The 19,650-nt window shown below is 72.5% G+C and carries 20 protein-coding genes and 2 riboswitches; of the genes, 8 read left to right on the top strand and 12 right to left on the bottom strand.

What is annotated here, in order from left to right; translation table 11 throughout:
• Nucleotides 1-4: 4 nt before the first annotated feature.
• The 5 genes from IEZ27_RS02055 to IEZ27_RS02035 form a co-directional block, all read right to left on the bottom strand.
• The gene (locus IEZ27_RS02055; RefSeq protein WP_189645600.1) at nucleotides 5-490 is read right to left on the bottom strand and encodes an Lrp/AsnC family transcriptional regulator; all 486 of its coding nucleotides are present in this window, start codon (nucleotides 488-490) and stop codon (nucleotides 5-7) included.
• Between the two features lie 23 nt (nucleotides 491-513).
• Entirely contained in the window at nucleotides 514-1,107 is a 594-nt protein-coding gene (locus IEZ27_RS02050; RefSeq protein ID WP_189645599.1) for a GTP-binding protein, read from the bottom strand.
• A 248-nt stretch (nucleotides 1,108-1,355) separates the two neighbouring features.
• Complete coding sequence (locus tag IEZ27_RS02045) at nucleotides 1,356-2,222, bottom strand: terpene synthase family protein (protein WP_189645598.1); 867 nt, start codon at nucleotides 2,220-2,222, stop codon at nucleotides 1,356-1,358.
• Nucleotides 2,223-2,418: 196 nt separating this feature from the next.
• On the bottom strand, nucleotides 2,419-3,186 hold the full coding sequence (locus IEZ27_RS02040; protein WP_189645597.1) for a protein phosphatase 2C domain-containing protein: 768 nt from the start codon (nucleotides 3,184-3,186) through the stop codon (nucleotides 2,419-2,421).
• Nucleotides 3,187-3,191: 5 nt separating this feature from the next.
• A complete protein-coding gene (locus IEZ27_RS02035; RefSeq protein ID WP_189645934.1) occupies nucleotides 3,192-4,292 on the bottom strand; it encodes a M24 family metallopeptidase in 1,101 nt (366 codons plus the stop codon).
• A 191-nt stretch (nucleotides 4,293-4,483) separates the two neighbouring features.
• Between IEZ27_RS02035 and IEZ27_RS02030 the strand changes: the two genes are divergently transcribed.
• Both IEZ27_RS02030 and IEZ27_RS02025 read left to right on the top strand, forming a co-directional pair.
• Nucleotides 4,484-5,785, top strand: a complete 1,302-nt coding sequence (locus tag IEZ27_RS02030) for a PP2C family protein-serine/threonine phosphatase (RefSeq protein ID WP_189645596.1) — start codon at nucleotides 4,484-4,486, stop codon at nucleotides 5,783-5,785.
• A 10-nt stretch (nucleotides 5,786-5,795) separates the two neighbouring features.
• Nucleotides 5,796-6,689 carry a 5'-3' exonuclease gene (locus IEZ27_RS02025; protein WP_189645933.1) on the top strand — a complete coding sequence of 298 codons (894 nt, stop codon included), beginning with the start codon at nucleotides 5,796-5,798 and terminating at the stop codon, nucleotides 6,687-6,689.
• On the opposite strand, the gene menD is transcribed toward IEZ27_RS02025, so the two are convergent.
• Together menD and IEZ27_RS02015 are read right to left on the bottom strand one after the other, a co-directional pair.
• A complete protein-coding gene (gene menD, locus IEZ27_RS02020; protein WP_189645595.1) occupies nucleotides 6,679-8,340 on the bottom strand; it encodes a 2-succinyl-5-enolpyruvyl-6-hydroxy-3-cyclohexene-1-carboxylic-acid synthase in 1,662 nt (553 codons plus the stop codon). The two genes, IEZ27_RS02025 and menD, sit on opposite strands and share 11 nt — an antisense overlap.
• Complete coding sequence (locus IEZ27_RS02015) at nucleotides 8,337-9,230, bottom strand: o-succinylbenzoate synthase (protein WP_229823206.1); 894 nt, start codon at nucleotides 9,228-9,230, stop codon at nucleotides 8,337-8,339. The genes menD and IEZ27_RS02015 overlap by 4 nt, the downstream gene beginning before the upstream one ends.
• A gap of 82 nt (nucleotides 9,231-9,312) precedes the next feature.
• Here IEZ27_RS02015 and IEZ27_RS02010 point away from each other — a divergent pair, with 82 nt between their 5' ends.
• From IEZ27_RS02010 to IEZ27_RS02000, 3 genes are all read left to right on the top strand, one after another.
• Nucleotides 9,313-10,458, top strand: a complete 1,146-nt coding sequence (locus IEZ27_RS02010) for an AMP-binding protein (RefSeq protein ID WP_189645593.1) — start codon at nucleotides 9,313-9,315, stop codon at nucleotides 10,456-10,458.
• A 43-nt stretch (nucleotides 10,459-10,501) separates the two neighbouring features.
• The gene (locus IEZ27_RS02005) at nucleotides 10,502-10,816 is read left to right on the top strand and encodes a hypothetical protein (RefSeq protein WP_125637441.1); all 315 of its coding nucleotides are present in this window, start codon (nucleotides 10,502-10,504) and stop codon (nucleotides 10,814-10,816) included.
• Between the two features lie 171 nt (nucleotides 10,817-10,987).
• Nucleotides 10,988-12,319: an RNA polymerase sigma factor gene (locus tag IEZ27_RS02000; protein ID WP_189645592.1), complete on the top strand. Its 1,332-nt coding sequence runs from the start codon at nucleotides 10,988-10,990 to the stop codon at nucleotides 12,317-12,319.
• Nucleotides 12,320-12,395: 76 nt separating this feature from the next.
• Here IEZ27_RS02000 and IEZ27_RS01995 read toward each other — a convergent pair whose 3' ends face one another.
• Nucleotides 12,396-12,794, bottom strand: coding sequence for a hypothetical protein (locus IEZ27_RS01995; RefSeq protein WP_189645591.1), 399 nt, complete (start codon nucleotides 12,792-12,794; stop codon nucleotides 12,396-12,398).
• A gap of 122 nt (nucleotides 12,795-12,916) precedes the next feature.
• Here IEZ27_RS01995 and IEZ27_RS01990 point away from each other — a divergent pair, with 122 nt between their 5' ends.
• A complete protein-coding gene (locus tag IEZ27_RS01990) occupies nucleotides 12,917-13,477 on the top strand; it encodes a TetR/AcrR family transcriptional regulator C-terminal domain-containing protein (RefSeq protein WP_185844849.1) in 561 nt (186 codons plus the stop codon).
• A 198-nt stretch (nucleotides 13,478-13,675) separates the two neighbouring features.
• Nucleotides 13,676-13,873, top strand: coding sequence for a DUF5999 family protein (locus IEZ27_RS53555; RefSeq protein ID WP_125637444.1), 198 nt, complete (start codon nucleotides 13,676-13,678; stop codon nucleotides 13,871-13,873).
• Here IEZ27_RS53555 and IEZ27_RS01985 read toward each other — a convergent pair.
• Complete coding sequence (locus tag IEZ27_RS01985) at nucleotides 13,830-14,465, bottom strand: alpha/beta hydrolase family protein (protein WP_189645590.1); 636 nt, start codon at nucleotides 14,463-14,465, stop codon at nucleotides 13,830-13,832. The genes IEZ27_RS53555 and IEZ27_RS01985 overlap by 44 nt on opposite strands.
• Before the next feature lie 82 nt (nucleotides 14,466-14,547).
• Between IEZ27_RS01985 and IEZ27_RS01980 the strand changes: the two genes are divergently transcribed.
• Nucleotides 14,548-14,901: a hypothetical protein gene (locus tag IEZ27_RS01980; RefSeq protein ID WP_189645589.1), complete on the top strand. Its 354-nt coding sequence runs from the start codon at nucleotides 14,548-14,550 to the stop codon at nucleotides 14,899-14,901.
• A gap of 28 nt (nucleotides 14,902-14,929) precedes the next feature.
• Here IEZ27_RS01980 and IEZ27_RS01975 read toward each other — a convergent pair whose 3' ends face one another.
• The 3 genes from IEZ27_RS01975 to IEZ27_RS01965 all read right to left on the bottom strand — a co-directional run bounded on the left by IEZ27_RS01975 (nucleotide 14,930) and on the right by IEZ27_RS01965 (nucleotide 19,613).
• On the bottom strand, nucleotides 14,930-15,730 hold the full coding sequence (locus IEZ27_RS01975; RefSeq protein ID WP_189645588.1) for a hypothetical protein: 801 nt from the start codon (nucleotides 15,728-15,730) through the stop codon (nucleotides 14,930-14,932).
• Between the two features lie 125 nt (nucleotides 15,731-15,855).
• Complete coding sequence (gcvP, locus tag IEZ27_RS01970; protein WP_189645587.1) at nucleotides 15,856-18,681, bottom strand: aminomethyl-transferring glycine dehydrogenase; 2,826 nt, start codon at nucleotides 18,679-18,681, stop codon at nucleotides 15,856-15,858.
• A 54-nt stretch (nucleotides 18,682-18,735) separates the two neighbouring features.
• A riboswitch (glycine riboswitch) is annotated at nucleotides 18,736-18,847 on the bottom strand.
• A riboswitch (glycine riboswitch) is annotated at nucleotides 18,848-18,944 on the bottom strand.
• A 48-nt stretch (nucleotides 18,945-18,992) separates the two neighbouring features.
• On the bottom strand, nucleotides 18,993-19,613 hold the full coding sequence (locus tag IEZ27_RS01965; RefSeq protein WP_189645586.1) for a MerR family transcriptional regulator: 621 nt from the start codon (nucleotides 19,611-19,613) through the stop codon (nucleotides 18,993-18,995).
• Nucleotides 19,614-19,650: the final 37 nt, after the last annotated feature.

Here is a 19,650-nt window from a genome sequence, read left to right as displayed (position 1 = left end):
CCGGTCAGGCCGAGGCGTCCTGCCCGGCCTCGCCGGGGGTGGTCTCGGGGGCCGCGACGAGGGCGCGGTGCTCGTAGGGGGTGCTCAGGACCACCGTCGTACGGGTGGAGACGTTGGCCGAGGCGCGGATCTGCTGGAGCAGGTCCTCCAGCGCCACCGGCGAGGCCACCCGGACCTTGAGGATGTAGCTCTCGTCCCCGGCGACGCTGTGGCAGGCCTCGATGGCGCTCAGGTGGGCCAGCCGTACGGGGGCGTCGTCGGGGGCGGCGGGGTCGATCGGCTTGATCGAGACGAACGCGGTCAGCGGCAGGCCGATCGCGTCGTGGTCGATGATGGCGGCGTAGCCGCGGACGACCCCGCGCTTCTCCAGACGGCGTACGCGCTGGTGGACCGCGGAGACGGAGAGCCCGGTCTCCCTGGCCAGGTCGGTGAAACTCATGCGGCCGTCGTGGGCGAGCAGCGTGACGATCCGGCGGTCGATCTCCTCCATCGGTCAAAGGTAGCCGGTGATGGTCACGACATGGTCCCGACGGGAGCGACCCCTCTGTTCATCGCGTGCTCGACCAGGGTGATGAGCACCTGGCGGCCCGAGTCGCGCCTGCGGGCGTCGCACAGCACGATGGGGACGTCGGGCTCCAGCCCGATGGCCTGGCGCACCTCACCCACGGTGAAGGGCCTGGTGCCGTCGAAGCAGTTGAGCGCGATGATGAACGGCTGCGCGCGCTTCTCGAAGTAGTCGACGGCCGGGAAGCAGTCGGCCAGGCGGCGGGTGTCGGCCAGCACGACGGCGCCCAGCGCGCCCATGGCCAGCTCGTCCCACACGAACCAGAAACGTTCCTGGCCCGGGGTGCCGAACAGGTAGAGCATGTAGTCGTCGCGGATGGTGATGCGGCCGAAGTCCATGGCGACGGTCGTGGTGAGCTTGCGCTCGACGCCCGACAGGTCGTCCACGTGCGTGCCGACGTGGGTGAGCGCCTCTTCCGTGCGCAGCGGGCGGGTCTCGGACACGGCGCCGACCATCGTGGTCTTGCCCGCGCCGAACCCGCCCGCGATCAAGATCTTGATGGCGGTCGGGAGCCGCCAGCGGTCGACGCGACCGAATTCCATCCAGCACCGCCCGTACAGGTCCGCGCGCACGTGCGACCTTCGCCCATGGTCAGTGGTATCTGTCAAGGCACGTTGTGAAGGTCGTCCCACATGCCTGGCATCGAGCCACCCTAGCAACGCCACATTTTCCACTCAAGACACAAATTTTTACAAGGAACAAAATGTCACGATTTATCGCCGGTAGTCCTATAAGTCGCCCGACTTGTGCAGGAAAGTCAAGATCCTTGTCAGGATATTCGACGAGATCGTTAGGTTGCAGGACCGAAGTCCGAAATACCGGTGAAGCCGGCGTTGAAGCCGATCCGTCGCCGCAGGTAGGCGGCCGTACGGGGGCTGCACCCGCGCAACGCCTCGATCAGGCCGATCGCCTCGCGGGCCAGGCCGTCCATCGTCTCGGCGACCTCGCCGCCGGTGACGCCGAGCCCCAGGACGTTGAGGTCGCCCCAGTTGAGGTCCTTGCGGTAGGAGGCGACGTCGCCGAGCAGGTGGAGGTAGCGCTGGACCTGCCGGCTGACCGCCCGCGCCTCCTCCAGGTGGCCGCCGATCCAGCCGTCGCCGGTGTAGATCCAGTGCGACAGGTCCACGAAGCAGGAGCCGCGGCTGTCGGCGTTGTCAAGATAGTGCTCCAGCGTGGGCACGGCGCGGGTCTCCCGCCACACCCACGCCCTGGCCATCCCGGCCAGGGTCCTGGCGAGCTGGTCGTGCCAGAGCCGCCGCGCCGCGCCGAACCTCTCGGCCGTCGCCAGTTCGTCGCGCAGGTCGGCCAGGAAACGGGTGGCCGCCGATCGCGGCACCGCGCCGCGGGCGACCGCCAGGCAGTCGCGGGTCAGCCGTTCGACCTGCTCGCGGGTGGTGGCGGTGTGGTCGACCAGGCGGCCGACGGCCAGCACCCACAGGGCGCTGCGGTTGACCGCCTTCAGCCCGCCCGCGCCGGCCCAGGGGGCACTGAAGGCGGTGCCGAGGGTCAGGGCGTGGTAGAACTCGTCGTCGAAGGCCGCGGCGGGGAACAGGCCGTCGTACATCTGGGCGCAGCGCCGCAGGTCCCTGCCGCACTCGGCGGCCAGCGCGCAGGTGCGGCCGAGCCTGAACGCCTCGTCCAGCTCCTCGCCGGGCACCCTAGCGCCGCCCGGACGGTTCGCACATCATGGCGACGCCCCCCCAACACCCCGGACGAATACACCTGCCGGGGAATTGTTTCATGATCACGTACTGCCGATCAAGGCATCGCCGACCTGGGGGGCCAGCCCGAGCCCACGAGTCCGTACGCCGCCCCGGAAAGCCATGAGGGCCCCACCCGCGAGAAGCCCCAGGTCAGCCGATGAGCGGGAAACCCGCCCACAGGGCGGTGGCGTCGTCGTGGCGCTTGCCGCGCACCGGCCCGCGCGCCGCCTCCAGCTCCCGCACCGCCGAGATGAGCGCCTCCGGCCCCCCGCCGGTCAGCTCGGCGAGCACGGCCTCCCAGCTCCACCCGTACCACTCGACCAGCCGCGTCACCCCGTCGGTGAACAGCCCGGCGCCGCGCAACCCCGCCGCCTCCACCACCCCGCTGACCGCCCGCCCGGCGGCCTCGGGCCGGGTGGAGGCCACCCAGAACCCGCCGTCGGCGTTGCGCATGCGCCGCACCAGCTCCAGCGAGTACGGCCGCCCGCCCGGCAGCCGCTCCACCCGGTCGTCCCCGATGACCTCGGTCCCGCCCCCGGCCCGCGCGAGCACGACCGGGGAGTCCCCCAGCACCAGGTACTCCACCACTCCCCCGCCGAAGCGCAGCATGGCCACGGTCGCCGACGGGGAGTCGGGATCGTCCAGGTCGCAGGTGCCCTCGTGGGCGCCCATGGTGACGGAGATGGCCTCGGCCAGGATGTCGCCCAGCGGGGCGCGCCCGCCCGCGGCCAGCCCGGCGGCCAGCGCCCCGCCGAGCCGCCCGACCAGCCACGCGACGCCGTGGGCGCACCCGCCGCCGGCCCCGGCCGCCGCCGTGGCGCCGTCGAGCACGACCGCCCACGAGGGCCCGGCCACCGCCAGGTCCTCGTTGGGCCGCGCCGACCCCGGCCGGGTGGCGTATCTGACCTCGGTGAACACGCCAGTTACGGCTGGACGGTCACCAGCTCGCGCGGCGTGTTGTTCAGCCGCTCGCCGCCGGTCTCGGTGCAGACGACGATGTCCTCGATCCGGGCGCCGTGGCGGCCGGGCAGGTAGATGCCGGGCTCGACGGAGAAGGCGAACCCGGCCTCCAGCGGCTCGCCGTTGCCCGAGATGATGTACGGCTCCTCGTGCGTCTCGATGCCGATGCCGTGGCCGGTGCGGTGGATGAAGTAGTCGCCGTAGCCGGCCTCGGTGATGACGTCGCGGGCCGCGGCGTCGATCGACTCGCACGACACGCCCGGCCGCACCGCCGCGCAGGCCGCGTCCTGGGCGCGGCGCAGCACCTCGTAGTAGGCGGCGAACTCGGCCGGCGGCTCGCCCACGCAGTAGGTGCGCGTGGAGTCGGAGCAGTAGCCGTTGTGGAGCTGGCCGCCGATGTCCACCACGACCGGCTCGCCCGCCTGGATCACCCGGTCGGACACGTCGTGGTGGGGGCTGGCGCCGTTGGGCCCGGAGGCGACGATGACGAAGTCGACACTGTCGTGGCCGGCGGCCAGGATCAGCTCGGCGATGTCACGGCCCACCTCGCGCTCGGTGCGACCGGCGCGCAGCAGCCCCGGCACCTGCCGGTGGACGGAGTCGATGGCCTCCCCCGCCTCACGCAGGGCCGCCACCTCGGCGGGCGACTTGCGCATGCGCAGCTCGCGCAGCACCGTGCCGGCCAGCACCTGCTCGGTCTCCGGCAGCACCTCGCGGAAACGCAGCGACGACATGGCCCACATGCGGTCGGCCAGCCCCACCTTGGCCACCCGGCCGAGCCGGGCGGCGGCGACGGCGTAGGGGTCGTCGGTCTCGTCCCAGGCCACGAACTCCAGCCCGAGCCGGGAGGCGGGCGAGGCCTGCGCGGCCGGCAGCTCAAGACGCGGCACCATCATGTACGCCTCGCCTGAGGCGGGCACCACGAGGCAGGTCAGCCGCTCCAGCGGCTTGGCGTCATAACCGCTGACATAACGCAGGTCGGGCCCCGGCGTGAGCAGCAGGGCGTCGAGCCCGGCCTTGGCGGTGGCCTCCTGCGCGGCGGCCAGACGGGACACGGGATACAAGTCTGAGGACGTCACAGGCCAAATCTACTCGGACGACCGGCGCCCTCACTCCAGCAGGCCGCTTGTCCGCCCACGGCTAAAATCCGCGAAAACTTCTCACAACACAGCGACCCCTGACTACACTCCGTTCCACATCGATCACGTAGTGTGGGGCCAATTGTCCAGTTCCACTGCAGTTTGAGAGTGAGGCCATGGTCGACTTCGCAGGCGCGGCAGAGCTGGTCAGGCGGGCAGAGCTGGTCAGGCAGGAGGTCCCGCACGAGCGGGGCCGCGGAGCCGGCGCGGAGCTGCTGTCCGTCCGGCTCGCCCACGCCGAGCGGCTCGGCAACATGGGCTGGGCCGAGTGGAACCTGCGCACCGGCGCGGCCATCTGGTCCGACCAGGTCTACGCGATCTTCGGAAGAGACCGCGAGGAGGGCCCGCTGTCCCTTCCCGACCTGGCCGCCATGGTCGAGCCCGCCGACCTCGACGCGCTCGACCGGCTGCTGTGGCACGTGGTGGCGGGCGTCGAGCCCGTCCACGCCGAGTTCCGCGTCAGGCGCGGCACGGGCGAGCTGCGCGACCTGCGCGTCGTGCTCGAACCGCTGATGGCGCCCGGCGGCCCGGTCGGCATGCACGGCGTCATCCAGGACATCACCGGCCGCCGCCGGGCCGAGCGCATGATGTCGGAGTCGCGCCGCCAGCTCCTGGAGGCCCGCGAGCAGGCGGCCGAGGAGCGCAACGTGATGCTGGCGCTGCGCGAGGCCATCCTGCCCGCGCCCACCGGCTGCCTCGACCTGCCCGGCGCCAGGATCGCCGTCCGTTACGTGCCGGCCGAGAAGACCGCGAGCCTGGGCGGCGACTGGTTCGAGGCCGCGACCACCCCCGACGGCCGGCTGCTGCTGGCCATCGGCGACGTGTCGGGCCACGGCCTGCCCGCCATCGCCCATATGGCCCACCTGCGCCACGCGCTCGTCGGCCTCACCATGACCGGCAAGCCCGCCGACCGCCTGCTGTCCTGGCTCAACGACCTGGTCCTCCACCAGCTCAAGGACACCACCGCCACGGCAGTCATCGGCCACCTCGACCCCGCCACGCTGCTGTTCACCTGGGGCCAGGCGGGCAACCTCGACCCCATCCTCGTCCGCGGCGGCCTGGCGACCAGGCTGGGCAGGCCGCCGGGTGTGCTGCTCGGCGCGGTCTCCGGCCGCCCCTACGAGCTGGCCCGCACCCGGCTGCGCCCCGGCGACCTGCTGCTGATGTTCACCGACGGGCTGGTCGAGCGGCGCACCCGCGACATCGACGTCGGCCTGGAGCTGGTCCTCGCCGCCGCCCACGGCCTGTCGGCCCACGACCTCGAAGCCGGGCTCGACCGCCTCCTGGCCCAGATCGGCGGCCCCAACCCCGAGGACGACGCCTGCCTGCTGGCCGTCGCCGTCCCGGAGCCGCAGGAGGGGCCGGAGGGGCCGGGAGCGCCGGAGCCGGACGGGAGGGCGGCGGGAGTGCGACCATAGACGGGTGCTCATGCTTCTGGACACACCGTCCCTCTACTTCCGGGCCTTCTACGGCATCCCCGAGTCGATCAAGGCGCCCGACGGCTCGCCGGTCAACGCGGTACGCGGCCTCATCGACATGATCGCCACGCTGGTACGCCGACACTCCCCGGCCGCGCTGGCCGCCACGATGGACGCCGACTGGCGGCCCGCCTTCAGGGTGGCGGCGATCCCGACGTACAAGGCCCACCGGGTGGCCCACGGCGACGTCGAGGAGGTGCCCGAGGCGCTGGTGCCGCAGATCGCCGTCATCAACGAGGTCCTCGACGCCCTCGGCATCGCCCGTCCCGAGTCGCCCGGCTACGAGGCCGACGACGTCATCGGCACCCTCACCCACCAGGCCGAGGGCGCCGTCGAGATCGTCACCGGCGACCGCGACCTGTTCCAGCTCGTCGACGACTCCCGCCCGGTCCGCGTCCTGTACACCGCGCGCGGCATCCGCAACCTGCAGTTCGTCGACGAGGCGTTCGTCACTGCCAAGTACGGCATCCCCGGCCGCGCCTACGCCGACTTCGCCACCCTGCGCGGCGACCCCAGCGACGGCCTGCCCGGCGTGCCCGGCGTCGGCGAGAAGACCGCCGCCGCGCTGATCACCCGGTTCGGCTCGCTCGACGCGCTGCTGGAGGCGCTCGACTCCGGCCTCACCGAGGGCTTCCCGGCCGGCAGCCGCAACCGCCTGGCCGCCGCCCGCGACTACCTCGACGCCGCGCCGGGTGTGGTCGAGGTGGCCTCCGACGCCCCGCTGCCCGCCGCCGACCTGACACTGCCGGACAAGCCGCGCGACCCCGAGGCCCTGGTCGCGCTGGCCGACCGCTACGGCCTCGACAGCCCGCTCAACCGCCTGCTGGAGGCGCTCAGGAGCTGAGGAACTCGCGCACGGCGTCCTGGGCCACCTCGCGCAGGCGGCCGTGCACGGCCGCGTTCTCCTCGCGGTCGGTACGCACCTCCACCACCCGCGGCCCCTCGCCGCGCATCGCCTTGGGCAGCTCACTGATGTCCCCGAGCAGCGTGTACGGCGTCCCCGTCGAGGCCGCCACGTACGCCAGGTCCACGCCGTGCGGCGTGCCGAAGACCCGCTCGAACGAGTCGCGGACGGCCGCCTGCGGCAGCAGCGAGAAGATGCCGCCGCCGTCGTTGTTGACGACCACCAGGCACAGGTCCGGCCTGGGCTCGCGCGGCCCGAGGATCAGCCCGTTCTGGTCGTGCAGGAACGACAGGTCGCCGAGCAGCGCGTACGAGGGCCCGTTGTGCGCCAGCGCCGCCCCCATGGCCGTGGACACCAGCCCGTCGATGCCCGAGGCGCCCCGGTTGGCCATCAGCCTGATCCCGCGCCGCGGCCGCATGGCCTGGTCGAGGTCCCTGATCGGCATCGAGGAGCCGCAGAACAGCAGCGCGCCGTTGGGCAGCGCGTCGACCAGGTCGCGGGCCAGGCGCGGCTCGCTGGTTCCGGAGCGGTCCAGGACCGCGTCGAGGGCCGACCTGACCGCGGCGTCGGCCTGCCGCCAGGCGTGCAGCCAGCTGTCGTCGCCGGAGGCCACCGGGATCTCCACGGCCTGCGCGACCTGCGTGGCCGACCTGGTCGGGTCGGGCCAGCGGTCGAGGTCGGGGGCGACCACGATGTGCTCATCGGCCCGCCTCAGCCACGACAGCAGCGGGCGCGACAACCCCGGGCGGCCCAGCGTGACGACCACGTCGGGGCGGTGGGCGTCGGCGAACTCGGGTGTGCCCAGCAGGTAGTGGTAAGTGGAGATGGAGTGGTCGCCGTAGCGGGCGCCGCCGTTGGGCTCCGACAACACCGGCCAGCCCGCCATGCCGGCGGCGGCCACGTAACGCCGTACGTTGGCCGCGCCGTCGCCGACCACGAGCACGCCGCGCCTGGTGGGCGGGATGTGCAGGGCGATGGGCGGGGGCGCGACCCGGGCGCGTACCCAGGGGCCGCCGGCGCCGCCGTCGAGGGGCTCGGACCAGCTCGTGTCGCCGTCGGGGATCATCGGCTCCCGGAAGGCCAGGTTGAGGTGCACCGGGCCGGGGTTGGCCGGTCCGGCGGCGCGCTGGTAGGCGCGGCAGGCCAGCGAACGCCAGTAGGCCACCATCCCGGGCCGGTCCTCGGGCACGCCGACCTCGGCGAACCAGCGTACGGCGGTGCCGTACAGCTTGACCTGGTCGATCGTCTGGTTGGCGCCGGTGCCGCGCAGCTCGGGCGGGCGGTCGGCGGTGAGCACCAGCAGCGGCGCGCCCGACTCGTTGGCCTCGATCACGGCCGGGTGGAAGTTGGCCGCGGCGGTGCCGGAGGAGCAGATGAGCGCCACCGGCCGATCGGAGCGCCGGGCCAGGCCGAGCGCCAGGAAGGACGCGGAGCGCTCGTCGATGCGTACGTGCAGGCGCACCCGCGACTCGGCGTGCAGGGCCAGGGCCAGGGCGGCCGAGCGTGAGCCGGGGGCGAGCACCACGTCGGTCAGGCCGCAGCGCACCAGCTCGTCGACGAGCACCGTGGCCAGCGCGGTAGCGGGGTTCAACGTGACGCCTCCTGCATCCGGCCAAGCCACTGGGGAGATTCAATCTCAAATTCCGACAAATGCTGAAAATTCACCGAGGGGCGGCGGACCGGCAGCCGTCCCTCCACGGGCACCAGCGACTCCGCCACCACGTCGCCCGCCAGCAGCGACATCGTGCCGAGCCCGCACGCGTACGGCAGCGACGGCAACGCCGCCGCCAGCGCGACCCCCGCCGCCAGCCCCACGGACGTCTCGACCGCGCTGGAGACCACGGCGGGCAACCCGCAGGACTCCACCACGCGCAGCGCGGCGCGCACCCCGCCCAGCGGCTGCACCTTGACCACCGCGATGTCGGCCGCCTCGGCCGCCCTGACCCGCAGCGGGTCCTCGGCGCGCCGGATCGACTCGTCGGCCGCGATCGGCACGTCGACCGCCCTGCGCACGGCCGCCAGCTCCTCCAGCGTCGCGCACGGCTGCTCGGCGTACTCCAGCCCGAACCGGTCGAGGCGCTTGATCCGGGTGACGGCCTCGCCGACCTCCCAGGCGCCGTTGACGTCGACGCGCAGCCGCCCGGACGGCCCCAGGGCGTCGCGTACGGCCTCCACCCTGGCCAGGTCCTCGGCGAACGTCTGGCCGCGCTCGGCCACCTTCACCTTCGCCGTGTCGCAGCCGGACCGCCGCACCAGCTCATGAGCCTGCTCGGGATCGACGGCCGGGACGGTGGCGTTGACCGGGACGCTGTCGCGCACCGGCTCGGGCCACCCCTCGAAGGCCGCCTCACGGGCGCACGCCAGCCAGCGGGCACACTCGCGCGGACCGTACTCGGGGAACGGGGAGAACTCCCCCCAGCCCGCCGGACCGTGCAGCAGCACGCCTTCCCTGACGGTCTGTCCTCGGAACCGCGTCCGCATCGGAATCCGGAAGACCACGGGAGAACGCGTCACGACCCTACCCTGCACCTGTGTCCGACCTGTCGCCATTAACCTTACGAGCATGTGGAGGAACCCGTCGCATCCGGACCGTCCGCTGCATGCCATTGTGCAGCCTCCGGGACCCGCCCTTTTCACCGCGATCCGCGACGCGCTCTCGGGTGACGGTCCCGCCGTCCTGCCTCTTCAGCCGGGCCACGAACACCGGGTCCTGGAGACCCTCCGCCCCACCCACGCCGACGGCGAGCCGCGGGTCGGCGGCGCCGGCGTCCCCGGCGACGTGGCGGTCGTGATCGCCACCAGCGGCAGCACCGGCGTCCCCAAGGGCGTGATGTTGTCGGCGTCCGCGCTGCGTGCCTCGGCGGCGGCCTCGCTGGGCCGGATCGGGGCCGGTGACGGCGACCGGTGGTTGTGCTGCCTGCCCGTCTCCCACGTCTCCGGCCTTCAGGTGCTGGTCCGCGCGCTGCTCTCGGGCAGCGAGCCGGTCATCCACCCCTCCTTCGACGCGCGGGCCGTGTTGTCGTCGGGGGCCCACCACGTGTCCCTGGTGCCGACGCAGCTCCACCGGCTGGTCGAGATGGAGGCCGACCTGTCGGTGTTCCGCACGATCCTGCTGGGCGGCGCGGCGCCGCGCGCGGGCCTGGTCGAGCGGGCCGGGGAGCTCGGCGCGCGGGTGTTCACCACGTACGGGATGAGCGAGACCAGCGGCGGCTGCGTGTACGACGGCCAGCCCCTTTACAATGTAGATCTCAAAATCGGCGAGGACGGCCTGATCAGGATCACCGGGCCCGTGTTGTTCTCCGGCTACCGCTTCGGCGAGCCGGCCGCCTTCGACGGCGACTGGTTCGTCACCGCCGACCTCGGCGAGCTGACCGGCGGCCGCCTGCGCGTGCTCGGCCGGGCCGACGACGTCATCAACACCGGCGGCGAGAAGGTCGTGGCCGGTGCCGTGACCGCGGTGCTCGGCGCCCATCCCCAGGTCAGGGACGTGGCCGTGGCCGGCCTGCCGGACCCGGAGTGGGGCGAGGCGGTGACGGCGTTCGTGGTGCCCGCCGACCCGGCCGCGCCGCCCACGCTGGCCGAGCTGCGCGCCCACTGCCGCGACCTGCTGCCCGCCCACGCCGCCCCCCGCGGCCTGCGCCTGCTCCCCGGCCTCCCGCTGCTGCCCAACGGCAAGACCGATCTCGTACGGCTGCGGACAGGAACCTGACGGGGTGCGGCTGCGTCATACCGGAAGAAGGAAGGGAGCCTTCATGAACCAGACCCGCAAGATGTGGGCATCCGCGGGCGTCGTCGGCGTGATCGTCGTCGGTGGCGCCTCGGTCGCGGCGGCCGCCTCGGCGGGCAAGCTCGACGCGGTCGCGAGGGAGACCAGGGCCGTGGTCGAGCAGGCCCCGCCCACCGGCGTTCAGGTCCCCGCGCCCGACAACACCGACGGCATCGTGGTCTCCAAGGAGGTCAACCCCGATCCGGGCGCGGTCGTCGACTACTGGACCGACAAGCGCATGGAGGAGGCCGAACCGATGCCCATGCCCGAGGCGACCGGAAACTTCGAGGTGGCGGAGTAGATTCCCGCCTTCCCGGGGTGGCGCGCCCTCTGGGCGTTCCGCCCCTTTTTCATCCGTCCGGGAACAAATAACGGCGGATGGCGTTATTGATACTGGTGTGCCGTGCGGAGTGAACACCGCCCCACCACAACCTGCCTGATCGCTTCGACTCCGTACGGAGGAGGTGTCCTCATGCCCAGAACCGCCGTGGCGACCCCACCCGCGACTCTCGACCAGCTCATTGAACGAGGGCGAGCCCAGGGTCACCTTTCTCTGGCGGAGCTGCGTGACGCGTTCGCCCAGGCCGGCATCAGCCCGTCCGAAGGCCGCACGATCCTGCGCGAGCTGTCGGAGGCCGGCGTGAGCCTGGCCGCCGAGAACGAGCCGTCACTGGCCAAGACCGCCGCCAGGAAGACCACCCAGAAGACCGCGAGCGCTCCGAAGCCGAGGAAGGCTTCCGGGGCAAAGGCTACCGGCCGCAAGGCCGCCGAGGCAAAAAACCCGGCGGACGGCAAGCCGGAGCACGAGGAGGACGTGGCCCCCGACGACATCGAGCTCACCGCCGAGGACGTCGAGATCGAGAACGAGACCAGCGACCTGGACGACACCCAGTCCGTCATGGGCGACTCGGTGCACACGTACCTGAAGTCGATCGGCCGCCGTACGCTGCTCACCGCCGCCCAGGAGGTCGAGCTGGCCCGCCGGATCGAGGCCGGCCTGTACGCCGAGTACAAGCTGGAGACCGACCCCGACGTGCCGTCGGCCGTGCGCGACGACCTGAACCTGGTGGTCGAGGACGGCCGTCAGGCCAAGGACCACATGCTGGAGGCCAACCTGCGGCTGGTCGTCTCGGTGGCCAAGAAGTACACCGACCGCGGCATGTCGCTGCTGGACGTCGTCCAGGAGGGCAACCTGGGCCTGATCAGGGCCGTGGAGAAGTTCGACTACACCAAGGGCTTCAAGTTCTCCACCTACGCCATGTGGTGGATCCGGCAGGCCATCCAGCGTGGCTTCGCCGACTCCGCCCGTACGATCCGGCTGCCCGTGCACGTGCTGGAGATGCTCTCCAAGCTGTCGCGGGTCGAGCGTGACATGCACCAGAGGCTGGGCCGCGAGCCCACGCCCGAGGAGCTGGCCGTCGAACTCGACAAGACCCCCGACCAGATCGAGGAGCTGCTGCGCACCAGCCGCCAGCCGATCTCGCTCAACGCGACGATCGGCGAGGACGGCGAGACCACGATCGGCGACCTCATCGAGGACGTCGACTCGCCCGAGGCCTCGGAGATCGTCGACCGCCAGCTGCTGGGCGACCAGCTGCGCGGCGTGCTCGACAACCTCTCGCCGCGCGAGGCGAAGATCATGGCCCTGCGCTTCGGCCTAGTGGACGGCAAGCCGCACACCCTGGACGAGATCGGCAAGCACCTCGGCCTGACCCGCGAGCGCATCCGCCAGCTCGAGAAGGAGTCGCTGTCGAAGCTGCGCCACCCGAGCAACACCCGTCCGCTGCTCGACTGGGCCAGCTGACCGGCCGCCGGAGATCCCGGCACGCACGAAGAGCCCCGGCACACCACAGGTGCCGGGGCTTTTCTGTCGCCGGAGGTCAGGCGGTGGCGGGCACCGGGCGGGGGATGCGCGGGATGCCCCACATGCGGTTCTCCTCGCGCAGCGTGCGCAGCCGGTCGACCTCGGCCGTCCACATGGCCCCGCGGGGGGTGGCCTTGGCCTTGCGGCGCGCGATGCGGTCGTCGTAGGCGCGCACGCCGAACGTGGCCCGCTGACCCGCCTCGGCGGCCCGCAGCGCCTCGGTCAGCGCGACGTCGAACACCCGGCCCGCGGCCAGCAGCTCGATCTCGTCGGCCGCGGCGGCACGCAGGTCGCGCACGGTCCCCTCGGCCTGCCTGGCCTTCTCAAGCAGCTGCGGGAAGCTCTTGGAGATCTCCTGGTCCGCGTGGTAGCGAACCTCGGCCTCCCGGCTCACCCGCGGACGGAAAAACGCCATCGACCCTGCCCTTCACGCAGTCTTTGCTGTTCAACCGACAAGGGTACGCCGTCCGTGACCACCTTCTGACACCGCCTCCGAAGTCCGGGCGGCGGACGGGGCCGCCCAGTAAGATGATCACCATGCCCGCAAAGCGACCTCCCGTCCCACTCTCCCGCGAGCGCATCATCGAGGCCGCACTCCACATCGCCGACAGCCAGGGCCTGCGCCGGCTCACCATGCGCCGGCTGGGCGACGCGCTGGAGGTGGAGGCCATGGCCATCTACCACCACCTGCCCCGGGGCAAGGAGGCGCTGATGGACGCGCTGGCCGAGCACGTCACGTCCGTGCACGTGGAGCAGGCGGCCACCTGGCAGGAGACGGCCAGGGCGTGGTGCCGGGCAGGCCGGGAGCTGCTGCGCGAGCATCCCGGCGTGCTGGCCCTGGCCCTGACCAAGCCGCCCAAGGGCGCCACCGCGGTGGCCATCAGCGAGCAGACCGAGCAACTCGCCGACGGGGGCCTGCGCGACGCCCCCGAGGCCGTACGGGCGCTACGGGCGTTCGTGTTCGGCAGCGTGGCGGTCGAGGTCCAGCAATCCGGATGGGCTGACCCAGAAGTTGATGAATGGGTCAGGCGTGACGAAAGAGCCGATGTGGACTTCGAAAGAGGGCTCGACGCTTTGCTTAAGGGGTTGCAAACGTAGTGCGCGTGTCACGCTTGGCCCGTTATCCTGCATAAGGCACGCTGTGTCGAAGGTCACACGATCGGGGGATCCTCCTGTAACAGTCCGAACGGGCTATGTCGGACCGTGTGACACACGCCGCACACTTGCCAGAACAACAAACCCGAGCCGCTCCCGTCCCTCTCCCGGGAGCACCCACGAGATATCGGAGGCACGCCGATGTGCCCGCACGACCCGGCCTGTCCGTCTGCCGAGGCGCCGGACCGCGAGGCAGCACGCACCCTCGCATGCCACCCCGAGCAGGGGTGGAGCCTTCTCTGCAACGGCGTCGTCCTGTTCGAGGACACCGGGGAACTCCTGCCCAGCGGCACCGTCATCGCGCCGCACCGGCCCGACCCCCTGGTCGGCGCCGCCTGACGGCGGCCAGTCCGCCGATCCACCGGGCCACGACCTCGCCCACCCGGGCGGGGTCCCGCTTCAGGTCGTGGCCCTCTCCCGGCAACACCACCAGCCGGGCGCAGTCCGCCGGATCCGGCACTCCGAACGGATCCCGGTCCCCGTTCACCACCAGCACGTCGACCCCGGCCCCGCGCAACTCCTCGGCCCTGGAACGCTCCGGCTTGCCCGGCGGGTGCAGCGGGAAGGCCAGCGCGACCACCGCCGCGGCGCCCACGGCCGAGGCCGTACGGCAGGCCACCCGGGCGCCGTTGCTCCGCCCGCCCTGCACCAGCGGCAGGTCCGGCCACCTGGCGCGCAGCTCGCCCAGCACGATCTCCCAGGCCTCGTCCTGCTTGACCGCCGAGCCCGGCGCCCGCGCCCCCGCCACCCGGAACGCCTGCGACACCCTGGCCACGACCGCCCCGGCCCCGAGCGCGGCGTCGCGGACGGCCAGCAGGTCGGGGGCGTCCACTCCCCCGGCCGACCCGTGGGTCAGCACCAGCAGCAGCCGGGGCTCGGCCACCTCGTCCACCTGCACCAGCGCGGGCCCTCGCGGAGTCATGATCTCCATGGCAGCACCGTACCTGGGGAGGATCCGCCCCTAGCTCCCAGGTCGGATGACGGCGCGCCGAAGACCAGGGATGATGGCCTTTATGCCAGACATGCGCCCCATCCGGGATGACCTGCAGGCCACCCTCGACGCCCGCCGCGACCTCGGCCCCGACTACGAGGCCGCGCTCGTCGACTCCTTCGTGGAACGGCTCGACGCCGCCATCGCCGCCCGCGTACAGGCCGAGCCGAACGGCCACGGCGTCGCGCCGGCCAGGCCCAAGCAGCACAACGGCGGCGCGGCGATGATCCCCGTCGCGCTGGGCTCGATGGGCATCGGCATCCCGCTGACCGCCATCGCGGCGAGCAACGCGGGCCTGGTGGGCCTGACGATCACGTGGCTGGCGATCGTCGCCATCAACGTGGCCGCCGCCGTGGCCATCATGCGCCGCGCCTGAGCCCGCGCCTCTGCTTTCTGCCGCGCGCTCAGGCGTCGCGGTGGAAACGCAGCCGGACCTCGGCGGCCAGGATCTCGTCCTCGTGCTCCAGGCCGTACGTCCACACCTGACCGGCGTCCTCGGTGCGCCCGCGCAGCGGCAGCGTACGGGCCAGCAGCTCGATGGCCAGCGCCCCCGTCTGGGGGTCGGCCCCGCTCTCGACGGCCTCGGCGAACTCCGCGCAGGCCAGCTCCAGGTGGGCGATGCCGAGCAGCACCCGCAGCCCCGGCAGCTCCCCCGCCGGGGCGAACTCCAGCGCGTCCAGCAGCAGCTCGGCTGCCTCGCCCGGATCGCCGTGCTCCAGCAGCATCTCGGCGAGCTGCCGCGCCGCGTGCGCGCCGGCCTGGGCGTCGCCCGCCCGCTCGCCGCTCTCCATGGCGGCGCGCAGCTCCTTCTCCGCCTCCGCCGCGCCGCCGGCCAGCCGGGCCAGCGCGAGATGGGCCAGCGGGAGGTAGGCGGCCGTGCCCATGCCGAGCACGGCCTGCCAGGCGGCCCTGGCCTGGTCGTCGCGGCCCTCGCGCTCGAAGCCCTGGGCCAGGTGGCAGGCGGCCTGGGCGGCGTACTCGGGATGGCCGGTGGCCAGCGCCGTACGGGCCGCGGCGCGGGCGGCGTCGGTGTCGCCGCGCTCGTCGAGCACCACGGCCAGCCCCACGGCCGCCTGGGCCCGGTCGGGGTTGGCGGGGTCGGCGACGAGCTCGGTCAGTATCGCCGCCGCACCCTCGAGGTCGCCGCCCTCGGCGAGGCGGCGGGCGGTGTCGAGGGGCGGCGTCTCCAGCTCTGAGGACGTCAAGAGAGCTCCTTCTGGCGACGGATCGCACCGAGCCTAACGGCTCGTCGCGATCATGTCTGCTCACTTGACGGTGTAGGACTGGCCCATGCCCGAAGCGGGCCCCCGGCAGGGGGCCCGCTTGAGACTCAGTCCTCGTACGCCTCCAGCGGAGGGCAGGAGCACACCAGGTTACGGTCGCCGTAGGCCTGGTCGATCCGGCGCACCGGCACCCAGTACTTGCCCTCGCGCAGCGAGGTCAGCGGGTAGGCCGCCTCGGTCCGCGAGTACGGGTGCGCCCACTCGTCGGCGGTGACCGACTCGGCGGTGTGCGGGGCGTTGCGCAGCGGGTTGTCGGTCTTGTCGTAGTCGCCGGAGGCCACCTTGGCGATCTCGCCGCGGATGGCGATCATGGCGTCCACGAACCGGTCGAGCTCGTCGAGGTCCTCGCTCTCGGTCGGCTCGATCATCAGCGTCCCGGCCACCGGGAACGACATGGTCGGGGCGTGGAAGCCGTAGTCGATCAGGCGCTTGGCCACGTCGTCGACGGTGACGCCGGTCTCCTTGGTGATCTGCCGCAGGTCCACGATGCACTCGTGGGCCACCAGGCCGCCGCGCCCGGTGTAGAGCACCGGGAAGTGCGGGGCCAGCCGCCTGGCCAGGTAGTTGGCCGACAGGATGGCCTGCTCGGTGGCCGCGGTGAGCCCCTCGGCGCCCATCATCCGCACGTACGCCCACGAGATCGGCAGGATGCCGGCCGAGCCGTACGGGGCGGCCGAGACCGGGCCGACCGCGCTGCCGTCGCGCAGCGGGTGGCCGGGCAGGTACGCCGCCAGGTGGCCGCGCACCGCGACCGGGCCGACGCCGGGGCCGCCGCCGCCGTGCGGGATGCAGAACGTCTTGTGCAGGTTGAGGTGGGACACGTCGGCGCCGAACTCGCCCGGCTTGGCCAGGCCCACCAGGGCGTTGAGGTTGGCGCCGTCGACGTACACCTGGCCGCCGGCCTCGTGCACCTTGGCGCAGACCTCGGTGATCGACTCCTCGTACACGCCGTGCGTGGACGGGTACGTCACCATGATCGCCGCCAGCCGCTCGCGGTGCTTGGCGATCTTGGCGTCGAGGTCGGCCAGGTCGATGTTCCCGTCGGTGTCGCAGGCCACGACCACGACCCGCATGCCCGCCATGACGGCGCTGGCCGCGTTCGTGCCGTGGGCCGAGGACGGGATCAGGCACACGTCGCGGCCGGTGTCGCCGTTGGCCTGGTGGTAGGCGCGGATGGCCAGCAGGCCGGCGAACTCGCCCTGGGAGCCCGCGTTCGGCTGGATGGAGACCGCGTCGTAGCCGGTCACCTCGGCCAGCCAGCCCTCCAGGGTGCCGATCAGCTCCCGGTAACCCTCGGTCTGGGCCTCGGGCGCATACGGGTGGACGCCGGCGAACTCCGGCCAGGTGATCGGCTCCATCTCGGTGGTCGCGTTGAGCTTCATCGTGCAGGAGCCCAGCGGGATCATCGAACGGTCGAGCGCGATGTCCTTGTCCTGGAGGCGGCGCAGGTAGCGCAGCATCGCGGTCTCGGAGCGGTGGCTGTGGAAGACCGGGTGGGTCAGGTAGTCCGACTCGCGCAGCAGCCCGTCCGGCAGCGCGTCGGCCGACAGGTCCGCCTCCTCGCGCTCGACGCCGAAGGCGGCCCACACCTTGGCCAGCTCGGCGGCGCCGGTCTTCTCGTCGCAGGCGATCGAGACGTGGTCGTCGCCGGCCTGCCACAGGTTGACGCCCCGCTCGGCGGCGGCGGCCACCACGTCGGCGGCCCGGCCGGGCACGCGGACGAGCACGGTGTCGAAGAACTCGCCGTGCACGACCTCCAGCCCGGCCTCGCGCAGCCCGGTGGCCAGCGCGACGGCGTGCCGGTGCACCCGCAGCGCGATGCGGCGCAGGCCCTCGGGGCCGTGGTAGACGGCGTACATGCCGGCGATCACGGCCAGCAGGACCTGGGCGGTGCAGATGTTGCTGGTGGCCTTCTCGCGGCGGATGTGCTGCTCGCGGGTCTGCAGGGCCAGCCGGTAGGCGGGGTCGCCGTCGACGTCGACCGACACGCCTACCAGGCGGCCGGGCATCTGCCGCTGCAGGCCCTCGCGTACGGACATGTAGGCCGCGTGCGGGCCGCCGAAGCCGAAGGAGACGCCGAAGCGCTGGGAGGAGCCGATGGCGATGTCGGCGCCCAGCTCGCCCGGGGCGGCCACGAGCGTGAGGGCCAGCAGGTCGGCCGCGGCCACGACGAGCGCGCCCGCCTCGTGCGCCCTGGCGGCCACGCCGCGGAAGTCGCGCAGGCGCCCCGAGGCGCCCGGGTACTGCACGAGCACGCCGAAGCAGTCAGGCAGCTCGCCGTCGAGGTCGTGCTCGACCAGCGTGATGCCGAGCGGCTCGGCGCGGGTGGCCAGGACGGCCTTGGTCTGGGGCAGCGTGTCGGCGTCGACGACGAACACGTCGCTCTTGGACCTGCCGGCGCGGTGGGCCAGCGTCATGGCCTCGGCCGCGGCGGTGGCCTCGTCCAGCAGCGAGGCGCCGGCCACGTCGAGGCCGGTCAGGTCGGAGACGACCGTCTGGAAGTTCAGCAGCGCCTCCAGGCGGCCCTGCGAGATCTCCGGCTGGTACGGCGTGTAGGCGGTGTACCAGCCCGGGTTCTCCAGCAGGTTGCGCCGGATGACGGCGGGCGTGACGGTGTCGTAGTAGCCCAGTCCGATCATCGAGGTCAGCGCCCGGTTGCGGGAGGCCAGCTCGCGCAGCTCGGCGATGGCCTCGGCCTCGCTCGCGGCCGGCGGAAGCTGCAGCCGGTCCTTGGCCCTGATGGCCTCGGGGACGGCCACGGCCACCAGATCGCCGACGGACTCGAAGCCCACGGCCTCGAGCATGCGCTGCTGCTCGGACTCGGAGGGCCCGATATGCCTGGACGAGAACGGCGGAGCGGACAGGTCGGTCATGGAGGTTGCCTCCTGAGGCTTGGAGACCGGCGCCAGGGCGCGGGCGAGTGCCGGATCTCCCCCTCTGTCATCGCGACGTCATCGCGACCTGAGAGCTTCACCCCACCGTGGGGCTTGCACCGTCGGTGAGGTGCGCCTGGCGGGCGCACCTGCTTTCCAGAGTTGCCTCGCCCGAGCGGTACGGGATGCCTGAGAGATTCCGGGGAGGGTTGCTCCTTCGGCGCCCCAGGACCGAGGCCCAGGGACTCTCCCGCACGGGGTCGTCAGCCTTACTCTGTCCTAGATTACTACGGTGTGTTCAGCGGTTCAGCTCACCCCGTGCGGCGTGCGCGACGCCGCTTGGCGAGCTCGTCAGTGGGATGGTCGGCCGGGACGGTGTCCTCGACCGCCGCCCGTTCCCCCGGCAGCTCCGCGAGGGAGCCCTCGACCTCGCGCCAGACCCGGCCGAGCGCGATGCCGAACACGCCCTGCCCGCCCTGGAGGAGGTCTATCACCTCGTCGGCCGAGGTGCACTCGTAGACGCTGACTCCGTCGCTCATGAGCGTGATCTGCGCGAGGTCGGCGACCCCGCGGTCACGCAGGTGCTGCACGGCGGTGCGGATCTGCTGCAGTGACACGCCGGTGTCGAGCAGCCGCTTGACGACCTTGAGCACCAGGATGTCGCGGAAGCTGTAGAGCCGCTGCGAGCCCGAGCCGTGCGCGGCTCTTATCGTGGGCTCCACCAGGCCAGTGCGCGCCCAGTAGTCGAGCTGCCTGTAGGTGATGCCGGCCGCCGAGCAGGCCGTCGGCCCGCGATATCCGATGTCGTCCGGCAGCTTCGCGGGCTGCTCGTCGAAGAGCAGGCCCTGCTCTCCGGCACGCTGCCGCGCGCTCTCACGCCGCACCGGATCTTCCTGGCCGGCCGTCTTTCCCTCGCCGCTGCTGACCGCCACGCGGACCTCCGGCTTTCTCTCATCCCGCGGCCTGATC

This window comes from Nonomuraea spiralis (genome assembly GCF_014648435.1).
In the GTDB taxonomy this organism is placed as follows: Bacteria; Actinomycetota; Actinomycetes; order Streptosporangiales; family Streptosporangiaceae; genus Nonomuraea; species Nonomuraea spiralis.
The sequence above is the reverse complement of the archived record's forward strand: the minus strand, read 5'-3'. Positions and strand labels throughout refer to the sequence as shown.

Bases quoted from the DNA above. Each gene is read 5' to 3' on its own strand.
- IEZ27_RS02055 (WP_189645600.1), bottom strand. From the start codon at position 490: ATGGAGGAGATCGACCGCCGGATCGTCACGCTGCTCGCCCACGACGGC.
- IEZ27_RS02050 (WP_189645599.1), bottom strand. From the start codon at position 1,107: ATGGAATTCGGTCGCGTCGACCGCTGGCGGCTCCCGACCGCCATCAAG.
- IEZ27_RS02030 (WP_189645596.1), top strand. From the start codon at position 4,484: ATGGTCGACTTCGCAGGCGCGGCAGAGCTGGTCAGGCGGGCAGAGCTG.
- IEZ27_RS02025 (WP_189645933.1), top strand. From the start codon at position 5,796: ATGCTTCTGGACACACCGTCCCTCTACTTCCGGGCCTTCTACGGCATC.
- IEZ27_RS02015 (WP_229823206.1), bottom strand. From the start codon at position 9,230: ATGCGGACGCGGTTCCGAGGACAGACCGTCAGGGAAGGCGTGCTGCTG.
- IEZ27_RS02010 (WP_189645593.1), top strand. From the start codon at position 9,313: ATGTGGAGGAACCCGTCGCATCCGGACCGTCCGCTGCATGCCATTGTG.
- IEZ27_RS02005 (WP_125637441.1), top strand. From the start codon at position 10,502: ATGAACCAGACCCGCAAGATGTGGGCATCCGCGGGCGTCGTCGGCGTG.
- IEZ27_RS02000 (WP_189645592.1), top strand. From the start codon at position 10,988: ATGCCCAGAACCGCCGTGGCGACCCCACCCGCGACTCTCGACCAGCTC.
- IEZ27_RS01995 (WP_189645591.1), bottom strand. From the start codon at position 12,794: ATGGCGTTTTTCCGTCCGCGGGTGAGCCGGGAGGCCGAGGTTCGCTAC.
- IEZ27_RS01990 (WP_185844849.1), top strand. From the start codon at position 12,917: ATGCCCGCAAAGCGACCTCCCGTCCCACTCTCCCGCGAGCGCATCATC.
- IEZ27_RS53555 (WP_125637444.1), top strand. From the start codon at position 13,676: ATGTGCCCGCACGACCCGGCCTGTCCGTCTGCCGAGGCGCCGGACCGC.
- IEZ27_RS01985 (WP_189645590.1), bottom strand. From the start codon at position 14,465: ATGGAGATCATGACTCCGCGAGGGCCCGCGCTGGTGCAGGTGGACGAG.
- IEZ27_RS01980 (WP_189645589.1), top strand. From the start codon at position 14,548: ATGCCAGACATGCGCCCCATCCGGGATGACCTGCAGGCCACCCTCGAC.
- gcvP (WP_189645587.1), bottom strand. From the start codon at position 18,681: ATGACCGACCTGTCCGCTCCGCCGTTCTCGTCCAGGCATATCGGGCCC.